Source organism: Leptospira stimsonii, from assembly GCF_003545885.1.
GTDB classification, from domain to species: domain Bacteria; phylum Spirochaetota; class Leptospiria; order Leptospirales; family Leptospiraceae; genus Leptospira; species Leptospira stimsonii.
In genome coordinates this window covers 547,295-560,374 of the sequence record NZ_QHCT01000003.1, presented here as the reverse complement: position 1 = coordinate 560,374, position 13,080 = coordinate 547,295, and the positions used below count along the sequence as shown (strand labels likewise).

The window sequence follows — 13,080 nt, the reverse complement described above, 5'->3', positions numbered from 1 at the left end:
CTCTAAGAAACCAAGACCCCGTCCGCCATCTTGAGTTTGAATTCTCCGAGGGAACCCAGATTTTGATCGTGAGTTACGATGAGAAGCGTGAATTTTTGTTTTTTCTGCAGATCCATCAATAAGCGGATTACGTTTTCGGCATTCTTCGTATCTAAATTTCCGGTAGGTTCGTCGGCGAGAATCAAAGACGGACTTTTACAAACGGCTCTTGCGATCGCGACTCTTTGTTGTTCCCCTCCGGAGAGTTCGTCCGGCTTATGCGAAATTCTCGCTTCGAGTCCGACTTTTTCCAAAGCCTCTTTCGCTTTTTTTTGTGCTTCTTTTTTTCCGATGCCGGAAATGTAGAGAGGAACGGCGACGTTCTCGAGAGCGCTCAAATAAGGAAGAAGATGAAAGAATTGAAATATGATCCCGGTTTGTTCCCTACGATATTTCGTGAGTTCGGTCTCGTTCATGGAATGAAGCGGATGACCGTTTACGAAAATTTCTCCGGAATCGGGTGTGTCGATACCGGAAAGAATATTCAAAAAAGTTGATTTACCCGAACCGGAAGGTCCCATCAGAGTGATCACGGATTCGCTGGGTATATCCAGATTGACTCCCTTCAGAACGGGAGTTTGGAGTTTTCCGCTTTGATAGGATTTTTTAAGAAGAGAAATGCGGATCCGAGAATCGTTAGATTGAGTGAGAATTGGGTTTGTCATTTCTTATGATCAGACAGAAGATACGGGAAACGAGATCGTGAAAAGAGAAAAAAAGTCCGATCCGATTGAAAAGAAAAAAAGATCTCCTGATTCTATCCTAACGTTTCGTTTAGAAAAAAGAAATTTAGAAGAAAACCCGGAAAAAAAATGAGGCAGAAGGAAACGAAAAGAGGGAAACGAAGACTTTCAGAAAGGAGATTCTAAAAGCCTATCGTTTTCGGAATAGGGTATTACCGAGTGATTCTCGCGAGTTCGATTCCGGGATAATAGTGTCTTAGAATTTCGACGTAGTTGTAATTTTCCTTCGCCATACCAAAACTTCCCCATTGACTTAAACCCACCCCGTGACCGGAACCCATTCCTTTTACGAGATAACCGTTTCCTTCTTTTTGAATTCCGAAACGAAGAGAGCGGACCGGCGCGCCAAGGGTTTGTCTAAATTCTTTCCCACGGATTCTTGCCGTTCCTTCGCTTCCCACAAGTTCCATGAGATCGACACGACCGGAACCGGTTCTGGATAATACTTGAATGGATTGGATTTCTCCGATTTTCAAATTCGAAAACTTCGAAGCGATCAGATCTTGGGAGATCGTTTCCTTCCAATAAAAATTATCTCCCGCACGATCAAACTCCGATGCTACGGTCGGAAGGTAAGGAATTCTTTTTCCACCCCAGACGTTTTCCGGTGTCTCCGTCTTACCGCCGCTATTCGAATGAAAGAACGCTTGGATTGGAGTTTCTTCGTAAACCGCCATAACCCCCGTGGTGTCTTGAACGGCTTTGGTTGTGGAGGGATGTTCTTTTTCCAAACCTCCGTAGACCTGGGAATTTGTCGTGGCCTCAACGTCGTAGAGAGCGTTCTTTTTATTTAAGATTTCTCGGACCGCGTATGTTCTTGCGCAGATCGCTTGCGCCTTCAAGGCTTCGTTCGGCCAGCTATAAGGAACTTCGGAAGGAACCACTGCGTAGAGATATTCTTCTAAGGGAAGAGAGTTTACGATCAACGCCGGTCCTTGCGTTTGAGGGACCACAAAGATCGAACCGCGAACCTTTAAGGATTTGTATTCGAGGCCTGCACCTTCGGCCACAAAACGAATCGGAGCCTTGAGTCTAGAAACGTCGAGAGTGATGAGATCGATTCCTTTTTTAATGAGAAGTTCATTCGCGTCATAGACGGAGATGATTCCTTCTCCTCGAATCTGAAGGTCTCCTTCGGCTTTTCCGATCAGGACGCGGACGTCGTGAACGGATCGACTTTTGTAAGGAGGAGTCCAAGGACGGATGATGACGGTATTACAACCCGTTTCCCAAAGAATTAAGATCAAGAGAAAGAATAAAACTAGTTTTCTGGTCATTGGAATTCCTGGAGATACGTCTATCTCTCTCCTAAATATCGTTGTGAATTCTGAATTCCTGCAGAGTTTTTTTGAAATGGAACCGAACGTAGTTCCGAGTTTCATCCGAATGCAAAGTTCCAAATTTCGATTTTTTTGGAAAGTTTTGCTAAAAATCCAAGAAGAAGAAAAACGTTCGTCAAAACTCGTCCTTTGCTTGAAGAATGGGAACGAGAAAGAATTTGTTTGTTTCTCACAAGCAATCGCCGGATGATTTCAAAGATAAAGAAGCACTCAAAAAGTTTATCCATGACAAAGAGATTCAGGATGAACTCGGTTTGGTGAAGAGTGAAGGTTCTGTGGTTAGGAAGAACCATCTCGCGATCGTTTTTGCGGAATTGGGTCAAACCGCTAAAGCGAAACAATTTCTTACACTTACGAAAAAGATAAAATCGACTAAAAAAAGAATGATGTGTGCGCACCTTGCGAGGAAGAACGATCTTCGTTCTTCGGTTAAAGGAAGGAAATCAGAAGAATCGGATTCTTTATGTTAAAAATTGGTAAAAACATTCCCATCGCAATTTTTTGCTTCACTCTAAGTTTTTGTTCCTCTTTGCAAAATGCAAACGGTGAAAGGGACAAAGTCATATACGTTCAGAACGTTCAAGGGATCAATTTGGATGACCTCGAGCTAAACGCAAAAAGAAAAATTTTAGAAAACGGTTTAGGCGAACTGATAGAAGGAAGTTCGCAGACGATTGACGGGCGGATCCAGGAGATGATTACCAATTCTTCGACGGAAGGGTTCGTTACCGAATTCGCATTCGTCGGAGAGATTCGAAAAACAGGAAATCTCGTCGAGGCCGACGCCAAGGGAAGGGTGAATCGGAAGGCAGTCGAAGACGCATTAAAAGAACGATACAGAGATTTAGGAAAACCCAAATTCTTAATGATCATCGATGAAAAAATATTAGGAAAATCGAATGGACATTCTTTTGGTACGATATCCGAAAATGCGATTGTAAAGAAATTTGCCGAATTCGACTTCCTGGATAAAAATCAGTTTTCCAGAATTTTGGCGAAAGAAGGAGGGAAGACGATTGAAGTTTACGGAAATCAAACTTTTGAAGGTAAAGCGATCACCGCGGCCGCAGAGATGGAAGCACAGATTTTATTGGTCGGTCAAGTCGAGGTAAAGGACGCAGGTGAGCTCGAAGGAAGCGGACTCCATTCCTATCAAGCGGTTCTTCGATTTAAAATTTTCGACGTAAACACGGCCCGAATCATCGCCGCTGATAACACGAACGGCGCAATCCCACATGTAAGCGCTGAAACAGGAACGCAAGAAGCGATTCGAAAAGCTGTCGAAAAGGCCTATCCGAAAATTCGGGACCAGATTACTTCCAAGTGGAAACCGGGTAATCTAATACGCGTTAGACTAGAAGGGATTCCATACGATGACTACGTCGATAAGGACGTAAAAGGGTTGATCCGAAGTATCAAAGGTGTGAACGGTGTTTCCGAAGTTACGAGCGGAAATAAGAATCAGACGATCGTTTTGGAAGTTGAGGCATTATTCAGCGGAAGCGTTTTGTATCAAAAAATGAGGGAACGAAAAAACGATTTCGGATTCGATTTTACTCAAAAAGAGGTAAAGTCCAGCTCCTTGCATATCATCAAGAAAAGATAATATTCTGAAATAAAGAAGCATCAAATTATACTATGATGGAGGTTAACGCTCCGTGTTGAAGGATTGTAGAAGGGCAACCGATTCGAGGTGTGGAGTTTGTGGATAAGGATCGGTAATCAATATTTTCTGAATATGGAAACGATCTCTCAGTTTCCAGAGATCCTCTTTCTGAGAACTTGGATTACAAGAAACGTAAATAAGGGAAGAAATTTTTGAATCCCTAAGCGCTTCGATCACGAACTCGCCTAGACCGGCCCGGGGAGGATCCGCGATGAGGAGAATCTTCTCTTCCGATCGAAAAAGTTTTTTCAATCCCTCCGTTGCCTTTTTTGAAAAAAGATCTTCGCGAAGGTAAGAGAAAGAAATTTCCGGAAAATCGGTTTGCATCTGTTTGCGTGCAATCTCTAGAGAGCTTTCGATGGAATCGATTCCTGTAATCTTTTGAAAACGATCCGCGAGAATTCTACTAAAAAAACCGGAACCGCAGAAGAGATCGACGAGATGTTCGCAAGAATGTGGGATTTCGTTTTGGATAAAATCCAAGATCGGTAGAAACCCGGTCGGATTCGGTTGAAAGAAGGAATCGAAGGGAACACGAAATTCCTTTCCCGCCACGAGTTCCAGATAAGAATCTTTTCCTCTGAGGATTTTGATTTCACCCATCGCGGAAATTTCGCCCTTTCTTCGATTGAAACAAAAAAGAAGATGGTTTGCTTTCAGAAATTTCTTGCATGCTTCGGCGAAATTGGATTCTTCCTCCGTGTCCTTGAATTCTTCTACAAACGTAAGAATGGACATGAGCTCGGTTGTGTTCCTTGCCTTTCGGAGGGTGAGATATTTTAAGAATCCGGAATCTTCTCTGCGATCGTAAGGGAGGTCCGGAAATTTTAGAATGAGATTTCTAAATCGTTCGAGTTCTTCGTTCGCTTCCTGAGTTTGGATGAAACAAGATTCTAAATCCACCACGTATCGAAACGAACCCGATTCTCTTTGTCCGACGACCGGGCCCGGAAAGACGGAGAAGTCCATTCGATTTCTGTAATGGTACGTTTTATCCGCCGGGATCAAGAGTGGGGTCACTCCGAAGTCGTTTTCGTAACCTTTGGAAAGCGAAGAAGTCTTCAACAAAAACTGTTCCGTATACGGGATATGCTGGGCCGAACAACCCCCACAACGAGTAAATGCTGGACAGGGAGGAGTCGAAGTTCTTGGAACCTGAGAAACTAACTCCAGTTTGGCGTTCGGTTTTCTCCGTTTCTTTTTAAAGAGCGTAACGTTGTAAGTATCCCCCGGTAGAGAATAGGGAACTTCGATTTGGTTTTTTTCGAAATGAAGAATTCCTCTGAGATTGGATTTAATTTTCTCCACTTGCGAAGGCAAAACGGAATTATTTTTTGTAACAATCGGATCGACTTCCATTTTTGGTCAAGTTAGAACCGAAAGCCGTACTGTAAATCGCTTGTTTTTGTCGAAGAATTGAAATTTTTATTCTACATTGTAATCAGATTCGGTCAGATAGAAATCACCGGAGTCAAACTCTTTGATCACAGTCAAAAACCTTCAGAAATCCTTTCAAATCTCCAAAAGAAAACCTGGACTCTTCGGAGCCATCGGCTCGCTCTTTTACACAAAAAAAGAAATCATTCAAGCAGTTGAAAACGTCTCTTTTGAAATTCAACCAGGAGAATTTCTGGGATACATTGGTCCGAACGGCGCTGGAAAGTCGACCACCATTAAATTATTGACCGGCGTTTTGACTCCGGATCAGGGAGAAATTCGAATTTTCGGATTGGATCCTTCCAGAGATAGGAGGGAAAATTCGAAACAGATCGGAGTGGTTTTCGGACAAAAGACCCAGCTCTGGTGGGATCTTCCGGTCGGAGAGTCTTTTGATCTTCTGCGATCCATTTACAAAATCGAAAGTAAAGATTATAAAAAACGAATGGAGATGTTCAACGATCTTCTCGGTCTTCAGGAGTTTTTTCATCAACAAGTTCGAAAGTTAAGTTTGGGACAGAGGATGAAGGCAGAGATTGCGGCGAGTCTCTTACACTTTCCTCGCGTCTTGTTCTTGGACGAACCTACGATCGGACTCGATGTCCTCGTAAAAGAGAAGGTAAGGGAATTTATTAGAACCATCAACGTGGAGGAAAAAGTAACCATTCTTCTTACCACGCATGATGTTCAGGACATCGAGTATCTTGCAAAAAGAATCATCTTGATCGATCACGGAAAAATTCGCTTTGACGGAGATCTGAATTCTTTTCGAGGACTCGGAGCAACGGATAACGTCGTCGAAATTCAATATCGTGGCGAACCGACTCTCGAGTTTCCTTCCGAGTTTACTTGGATTCAAAACGGAACACCCAATCAGGCGAGCATCATTGTAAAAGAGGGAGAATCCCTAAATCGACTCCTTTCTTTTTTGAGTTCTTCCGGCCTGGAAATTACTGAAATCAATTTCAAAAAACCGGATCTTGGCGCCGTTATCAAACAGATCTATGGGGAAAAACCTTGACGCTTTATCTAAAAGTTATTTCCAAAGCCTTCCAAAGATCTTCCACGTATCGACTCGAATACTTTACCGGGGTTCTCAATGCGGTTTTGTATCTTGCGATTCTGACTTCCGTTTGGCAATCGGTTTCGGGAAAAGGATTGGAAGGAGGTCGAACCAGAGAGTCTTTGATTCTCTACGCCGTTTTATCCACTTTGATCAAGGTTTCTTTCGGACGACAAGACGGACTTGTTTCCTCAAAAATCAAGAATGGAACCATCGTCTTCGATCTTTTGAAACCGATTCGATTCCCCTTAATCGTTTTCGCTGATACGATAGGAGTGAGCGTTTATCATCTCCTTTCCAGATCGCTTCCTCTTTTGATTCTCTCCTTCGCATTTTTAGAACTTAGGTTTACTCCGAATCCTGAAGCCGTCTTCTCCTTTTTGTTTGTTTATTTTCTTGCGTTCCTGATCTTCTTTTTGATCGGATTTATGATTTCATCTTTGTCTTTCTATTTTACGGAAATTTTTTCTTTCTTTTTGCTTTATTTTGCACTGATTACTTTGTTTTCGGGTTCCGTGATTCCGTTAGATCTTTTTCCCGAATTTTTGAGAAACGTTTCCTCCTGGCTTCCATTCGCTTATCTATATTATTATCCGACTCAAGTTTTGACATCGCAATCGATCGGAATGGAATTCGGAGAGTTGATTGTGCGATACTTTTTGATGATCGGAATTCTTACGGTTGCGGCTTCTGCAATCTATCTTTCCGGATTGAAACGACTCGAATTGGCGGGAGGTTGATTTTGTTTCGATCATTTTATACCTATCTTAAGTTGGCTCTATCTTCGGTTCAGTCCCATATGGAATATAAGGCGAGTTTTTGGATTTATCTAGTGACCTTGCTCATTTACTATTCCGCTCAAGCCGCGACAATCTTCATTCTACTTTCTAAGTTTGTCTCGATCGGAGGATGGAACCGAGGAGAAATCGCCTTTCTTTATAGCCTTTTAATTTTCGCTCAGGGTATCGTCGCGTCCGTATTTTCCGGAATGGTAGAATTCGGATCCTTAGTGAGAGACGGGGGATACGATCGATATCTTTTAAGACCTCTTTCACCGATAGGTCAGGTATTGATGAATCATTTTGATATCACCGGACTTCTTCATCTGATTTTGGGCATGATCACGTTTATAGTCGCCAATCAATTTACGGATATTGAATGGACTGCGACAAAGATTGTTATGTTGTTTTTGGTGGTGTTGGGAAGTGCGATGATCTTGGCAGGAATCAGGATCGCAATCGCGTCCATCGCATTTTATGCGATTCAGAATTATTCCTTAGTTCATCTCTTTATATTTTCGAGTCGCGAATTTATGATGTATCCGATGAATATCTATAACGTATCGATCCGGATTCTTCTCACCTTCCTACTCCCTTTAGGTTTTGTGAATTTTTATCCGGCTCACTATTTTTTAAGTAAGAGCGGAGATTCCTTATTTCATCCTTTCTTTATCTATTTGAATTTTCCGGTCGGTTGTTTTCTTTTTTTCGGATCCCTGCTTCTTTGGAAGAGAGGACAAAAAAGATACGAATCAACCGGAACGTAGCTATTTGATTTCTAAATGTTCGATTCCGGATTCGGTGAAGATTTCCTCGTATTTCGAAATGAAGGGCGCTTCCTTTTCGATTCTTTCTTCGATAGCCATTCCTTTGATTTCGGCCTCGGTATAAGTTCGCGTAAAATCTCTTACTGCCAACCTCTGAACGAGTTCGTCCCAGAAGATGCTATCTTGGTATTCGGTAATTAAATCCGAAATGTCAGTCTTTTCTTCGAACTCTCTCGTGAGGTAGTGAAGCTCCTCCTCGCTGTCGTAAGCGACCAAATGGGTCACTTCAAGTGCCTTCGCATACGAGAGGACCTGTTGTTCCATGTCCTCGTAGGCGTCATACGAATCCAGACGATCCGGTGCGGGTTCTTCTTCCTCTAAAATAGAGTGATAGAGAAAGCGAGTGATCGCTAAGGACTTAAGAAGGGCTTCGTATTGTTCGCGTGTGAGTTCGATATTCATTGCAATTCCCATTTCATGGAGGAGGCGCGGATTGCCAAATCTATTTCTCTACGAAAATTTCGGTAAATGATCGGGAAATAAATTTAGAATTTTCTTTACTTTCATTTCGGTCAAGTGGTTCTATCAAAATTCAAAACTTGTTTAGTTTAAAATAGACTTTCAGATCGCTCTGTTTTCTGCTTTTTCGGGAACTAACGAAATATTTTTCTTCTCTGTCTTCAAATCTCACGCAAATAGATAAATTCCGATGAAGAAAACTGCATGAGATTTTACAATAAAAAAGAAAATCGAGCATTGCTTTAATATTGAAAAAGAATTCGTGCGTAAGGAATCAGCGCCTTAAGAAAATTCATAAATTCGATGAAATGCGAACCACTTTGAATGATTTAAAGTGATGGGCTTTCATTGTAAATTTCTTATGACTTTTGAATTGGGAGTTGTTTTATAATTTTTTGATATGATATCTTAACAGGGAATAGGAAGGATTTCATTATGAATAAAGAATCGAGAAATCTTACGTGACTTAAAATCCGAATCTAAGTTGTATATGAAGATCCATCCTGTCTTCATTTAGAGTTTCACTCAAAATGAAGACAGATATTCTAAGTTTCGAATTTATTCGTCAGTTTATTTATGTGAAAAATCCAGAGAAATTTCAGTTTCGCCTTGGACGCGAAATTATAAAAAGGTTGGATTGCATTGCGAAAGAGTCCCTTTTTGTCGACTGAATTTCAAATAACTTTAATAGGCTATCTTGCTATTATACTGATGTAAGTTACAAATACTTGCCTGAAGAACGTTAAGCTATCTTCATATATTTTTACGTATTTGAATGCAGTAATTTCAGAAATACGGCGGGGAAGAATTTTTAGAACTCCTTAAGGCAATTTACAGAATTTGTCTCAAATTGTATTGACATATTCCTTATCTATTTTTTTCTTATGGAAAATTATTGAATGAGGCTATTGAATGAAAAAATCAATGTTGATTCTTATGACAGTTGTGGCAGTAACTGTGGCAAACTGTACATACAAATACAAAGAAGCTCCTGAAGTTGGAACTTCCGTATTGAGACTTGCGGAAGCGGATTACACAGTAGGCGCGGAAACTTCTGGAAAAGCCTGTGGCTTCTTCTTATTTCACGTTATTGGATCTGCTCTTTTTGGTGGGAACTTTGGAAGTATTGGATTTGGATATGTCGGATCTCTTACCGCAGAAGCTCAATATGACGCTCTTTCAAAATTAGAAACTGCAACTTACATTGTAAATCCAAAGTACGAGTCTGAATCTACAAACTACGTTATTGGAACTCATTCCTGTGTAACCGTTAAAGCTCGCGCGATTACTCTGAAAAACGGACCAGTAGCTTCAAAATAATCCTAGGGGGTTCGCATGAGAATTCTAATAGCGATCCTATTAGGCACCTTGCTAGTCGGGTGTGTTTACAAGTCGAATCAAGCAGGCAACCTAGTTCGAATTCCTGAATTAAAATTAGCGAAATCTGGTTATGAAATCATTGGTGAAACATCTGGAAAAGGATGCTCATTTGATGATCCGTTTCATAAGACAACAAGAGCTAATTTGAAAAGATACGTTTCTTTTGATGAAATGCATCCAGTTCTTAGTAATCTTGCAAAAACTGAAGGTTATGAATTAGGCGGTTCTAGGCAAGTGGCCCAAAAGTCTAAAATTAATCCGGCAGTTTTGGGTATTACTTTGGTGGTTGATTTCTATCAAGTTATTCTTGCAGCGGTTGGTATAGTTGAGTATCCTTCTAAAAGTCCTTTAGCGGATGTTGAGAAAGAACTAGCCAATAGCGTTGGTGTTGAGTCTGAGCGAAATGAGAATCCAATTAGGAAAGGTAGCGGATTTGATCAAAGGGATGCATACAATATTGCTCTTTACAAGGCTTTGGAAAATCTTGGGGCGGATGCTTTGATCGACGTTAAAGTTAACTACGATCAAAAGTATGTTCCGATTTTCTTTAGTTATTTCGTTAACTCAAATGCATGCGCAACGGTTACGGGAACTGGAATTAAGTTTACTGGTCCTAAACTAGCGGGCGCAGGTAAAACAACTGTTTTTCCTAAGAAAAAGTAAATCGAATTGACCCGATTTGCCTCTATTCTTTAGGGCATTTACTAAAAAAAAAGCCGACCTTTTAAATAGGGTCGGCTTTTTTTGTAAAGGTCCTCGATTTATTTTAACTAAGACGTGTCTTTTTAATTTTGAAAATCCATATTTAATCTAATAATTTTTGAAAATCTTGATCGATGAGTTTTTGAATTTTTAAGAATTCATTATGATACTCATTTTCATTTACGCCGCTCCTTCCGTGTACAACCCACTTCCTGGAGACAAAGGAATCAAAAACGATTCTTTTTTCTTTGCTATCATAAACTAGCATTTGGATTCCTGTCCGGATTCCTGCTAAACAACCCCAATCTTGTCCATTGAACCAACCGCCGGAATGCGCATAGTATTGCTGTACGATGGGAACCACAGCGAATCTCACATTCTCAACTTCTAAGACTTGGTTGAATTCTTTCGACGCTTCTTCAAAGACAAAATGAATGTTAGGAACGTTGATATTGTCCTGTCCATTGTCGGGGCTAAGTTCGTAGTTTTTAACCGTATTCACTTTCGAAAATGGTTGTTTTATTGTTACAATTTTTATTGGTTTATTTTTCGTCCTTAAAACTTCCGAGAGGCTTTTTTCCAACCAATTCAGAACCATCGGTTTTAATTCTGTCTGTCCTTTAAATTCTTTATTTTTGGATTCGACTTGCACGCCGAAAGCCTTCTGTACTCGAATGAGTCCTCCAGAGAAATGAATAAATCCGACGAAAGCATTATTCTCAAATGCGATTTCCGTTTTCTTGTAACCGGCTAATTCCGAGGCTAATAACGGACGGACTAATAAAAAATTTTCTTCCTTTACCGAACTTTGAATCTGGTTAGAACGAATCGAATAGTATTTTTTTGAACTGCAGGACGCAAGGAAAATGACTGTGCAAACAAAGAATAATGAAAACGTATATTTATTTTTGAACATAGTGAAAAATGAAATCTCCTAAAAATAGATGATTGGATATTTCTGTTTCCCGTAAAATCATTTTTTAATAGGGTATAATTTTGATCCAAATCACGAGGTAAAAAACTCATTTCATCTCATCGAGTAATTTACATTCCGGAATCTCTTCTTTTTCTACCCGTTTTTCTTTTCTATATCCAGTGATATGTCCTGGAATCGAGGAAAACAAACCTAGATACTGACCGGCGGATCCTAAAAGTGAGCCAGTTGCATAGGTGGAATAAGCGGGGTATAACGTTCTGTAGGCGAGAAGTTCATTCTTCTTATCACATTTGTGTCTCAGATAACGAAGCGCGTCGTCCGATGCTCTCGCTTCCGGATAGAGGGCTCCTAAAAAGGGAATCGAGTATCCGAGGCTATACAAAGATTTGTATTTTCTCATCGCAAAGTCTTTGGAGTGGCCACCTTCGTGTAAAACGACCGAGGGAAGATCACTGTAAATATTGATCGTGTTCGTATAAGGATTGTAATGGTCTCCGCCTCCGAAAATAAATCCTGCGAAGAGTCTTTCGGGAAAGAGGGTAGAAAGAAACCAGTTAGCAAATCCTAAGGTATATTTTAAGACGGGATGCACCGTATCCGATTTCCAGAGTTGTTTCAAATCGCTCCAAGGAGAATATTGATTAAAACGAACTTTGACGTCTTTTAGATTGTTCTCCCGAATGTAATCCATCAGATATTTTTTGGTTTCTTCGGAAATGCTATGACTGTTCATTTTCCGATTCCAGAGAATGAGTTTTGTTAAAGAACCGAATACGTTTCCCAGAAAATCCAAGAGCCAATAGGGCTCTCCTTCCTCGAATTGAGGATTCCTTTCGTCGAAGTAATTTTCGTTCGGATAATACGGTTTTGCATAAACGTATTTTTTTTCCACGGAATAGGAACAACAGATCGTAGACAAAATACAAATCAGAAGAAGAAGAAGTGTTCCTCTTGTTCTTAGGTTTCGATTCATGGATGAGAAATCCTAACTTTTTTTTCTGACTTTTCAAAGGACGATTTTTCGACGTAAGACTTTAGTTTTTCAGAAAAATCTAATAGAGCGATTCTGCCGAGTTGATTGAGCTGATCTTCCCTGTTTCCCCTGAAACCAAGATAAGGCATATAAATCAACCAGCCGACAATTGTTCCTGTCGCAAGTGCAAAGTTACAATCGGTGACATTGGAATCGATAGAATCTTCAAAACGGAAATCTAAATTTTTTTCGTCTTTTTCGACTCTATTTACGTCGATTTCCAGTTTTACGGAAGTGGTGCTTCCGTAAAAACAACGATCAATCGTCTTGAGTTCGAAGTTCTTTATATGAATTTTAAAACGCCGATCGGTTTTGTAATCGTCTCGATTTCGATCCAATTCTCTTTGAATCAGGGTTTTTACGGAACCATATTCGTTTTCCAATTTGCGGGGGGCTAAGAAGAATAGAGACGGGTCTCTGGTTGCAAAAAGGAATCGGGACGTTTCCGGAGATTCTATGACTTCGAAGTGAGGATTCAGGTTCGGTATTTCAAAATGAGGAATTGTGTCAACATTTCCGATATCAAAAGCATCCGTCCCTTTTTCGGAAATATAAACTCGAATTGCAATGCAGTTCAAGAAAAAGGAAAGCAAAAAAGAATAAAGAAAAAAAAGGATTTTCTTATCATCAAATAAAAAGTTAATATAGAGTAGATTGGAAGATGTGCGCATCAAT

Annotated in this window: 14 protein-coding genes; 7 read left to right on the top strand and 7 right to left on the bottom strand. The window is 40.4% G+C overall.

Features of this window, described 5'->3' with window-relative positions:
- Positions 1–2: 2 nt before the first annotated feature.
- Together DLM75_RS14040 and DLM75_RS14035 are read right to left on the bottom strand one after the other, a co-directional pair.
- Entirely contained in the window at positions 3–704 is a 702-nt protein-coding gene (locus DLM75_RS14040; protein WP_118969100.1) for an ABC transporter ATP-binding protein, read from the bottom strand.
- A gap of 230 nt (positions 705–934) precedes the next feature.
- On the bottom strand, positions 935–2,059 hold the full coding sequence (locus DLM75_RS14035) for a SpoIID/LytB domain-containing protein (protein ID WP_118969201.1): 1,125 nt from the start codon (positions 2,057–2,059) through the stop codon (positions 935–937).
- Positions 2,060–2,262: 203 nt separating this feature from the next.
- Between DLM75_RS14035 and DLM75_RS14030 the strand changes: the two genes are divergently transcribed.
- Together DLM75_RS14030 and DLM75_RS14025 are read left to right on the top strand one after the other, a co-directional pair.
- A complete protein-coding gene (locus DLM75_RS14030) occupies positions 2,263–2,592 on the top strand; it encodes a hypothetical protein (RefSeq protein WP_118969099.1) in 330 nt (109 codons plus the stop codon).
- On the top strand, positions 2,586–3,728 hold the full coding sequence (locus DLM75_RS14025) for a hypothetical protein (RefSeq protein WP_118969098.1): 1,143 nt from the start codon (positions 2,586–2,588) through the stop codon (positions 3,726–3,728). The genes DLM75_RS14030 and DLM75_RS14025 overlap by 7 nt, the downstream gene beginning before the upstream one ends.
- A 42-nt stretch (positions 3,729–3,770) precedes the next feature.
- Here the strand turns inward: DLM75_RS14025 and DLM75_RS14020 are convergent, their stop codons facing one another.
- On the bottom strand, positions 3,771–5,147 hold the full coding sequence (locus DLM75_RS14020; protein WP_118969097.1) for a class I SAM-dependent RNA methyltransferase: 1,377 nt from the start codon (positions 5,145–5,147) through the stop codon (positions 3,771–3,773).
- Between the two features lie 121 nt (positions 5,148–5,268).
- On the opposite strand from DLM75_RS14020, the gene DLM75_RS14015 reads away from it, so the two are divergent.
- From DLM75_RS14015 to DLM75_RS14005, 3 genes are read left to right on the top strand one after another with little or no spacing between them, the layout of a single operon-like run.
- Complete coding sequence (locus tag DLM75_RS14015) at positions 5,269–6,246, top strand: ABC transporter ATP-binding protein (protein WP_118969096.1); 978 nt, start codon at positions 5,269–5,271, stop codon at positions 6,244–6,246.
- Positions 6,243–7,028: an ABC transporter permease gene (locus DLM75_RS14010; RefSeq protein WP_118969095.1), complete on the top strand. Its 786-nt coding sequence runs from the start codon at positions 6,243–6,245 to the stop codon at positions 7,026–7,028. Before DLM75_RS14015 ends, DLM75_RS14010 begins: the two co-directional genes overlap by 4 nt.
- A 2-nt stretch (positions 7,029–7,030) precedes the next feature.
- Complete coding sequence (locus DLM75_RS14005; RefSeq protein WP_241547923.1) at positions 7,031–7,834, top strand: ABC transporter permease; 804 nt, start codon at positions 7,031–7,033, stop codon at positions 7,832–7,834.
- Here DLM75_RS14005 and DLM75_RS14000 read toward each other — a convergent pair whose 3' ends face one another.
- Positions 7,835–8,296 (bottom strand): hypothetical protein, encoded by a 462-nt coding sequence (locus DLM75_RS14000; RefSeq protein ID WP_118969199.1) that lies wholly within the window; start codon positions 8,294–8,296, stop codon positions 7,835–7,837. It lies immediately after the preceding gene.
- Between the two features lie 969 nt (positions 8,297–9,265).
- On the opposite strand from DLM75_RS14000, the gene DLM75_RS13995 reads away from it, so the two are divergent.
- Both DLM75_RS13995 and DLM75_RS13990 read left to right on the top strand, forming a co-directional pair.
- Positions 9,266–9,673, top strand: a complete 408-nt coding sequence (locus tag DLM75_RS13995; RefSeq protein WP_147456640.1) for a hypothetical protein — start codon at positions 9,266–9,268, stop codon at positions 9,671–9,673.
- A 15-nt stretch (positions 9,674–9,688) separates the two neighbouring features.
- Positions 9,689–10,396 carry a hypothetical protein gene (locus DLM75_RS13990; RefSeq protein ID WP_118969093.1) on the top strand — a complete coding sequence of 236 codons (708 nt, stop codon included), beginning with the start codon at positions 9,689–9,691 and terminating at the stop codon, positions 10,394–10,396.
- Positions 10,397–10,538: 142 nt separating this feature from the next.
- Here DLM75_RS13990 and DLM75_RS13985 read toward each other — a convergent pair whose 3' ends face one another.
- The 3 genes from DLM75_RS13985 to DLM75_RS13975 form a co-directional block, all read right to left on the bottom strand.
- Positions 10,539–11,351, bottom strand: coding sequence for a hypothetical protein (locus DLM75_RS13985; RefSeq protein WP_118969092.1), 813 nt, complete (start codon positions 11,349–11,351; stop codon positions 10,539–10,541).
- 106 nt (positions 11,352–11,457) lie between these two features.
- A complete protein-coding gene (locus DLM75_RS13980; RefSeq protein WP_118969091.1) occupies positions 11,458–12,345 on the bottom strand; it encodes a hypothetical protein in 888 nt (295 codons plus the stop codon).
- Positions 12,342–13,076 (bottom strand): hypothetical protein, encoded by a 735-nt coding sequence (locus DLM75_RS13975; protein WP_118969198.1) that lies wholly within the window; start codon positions 13,074–13,076, stop codon positions 12,342–12,344. Before DLM75_RS13975 ends, DLM75_RS13980 begins: the two co-directional genes overlap by 4 nt.
- Between the last annotated feature and the right edge of the window lie 4 nt (positions 13,077–13,080).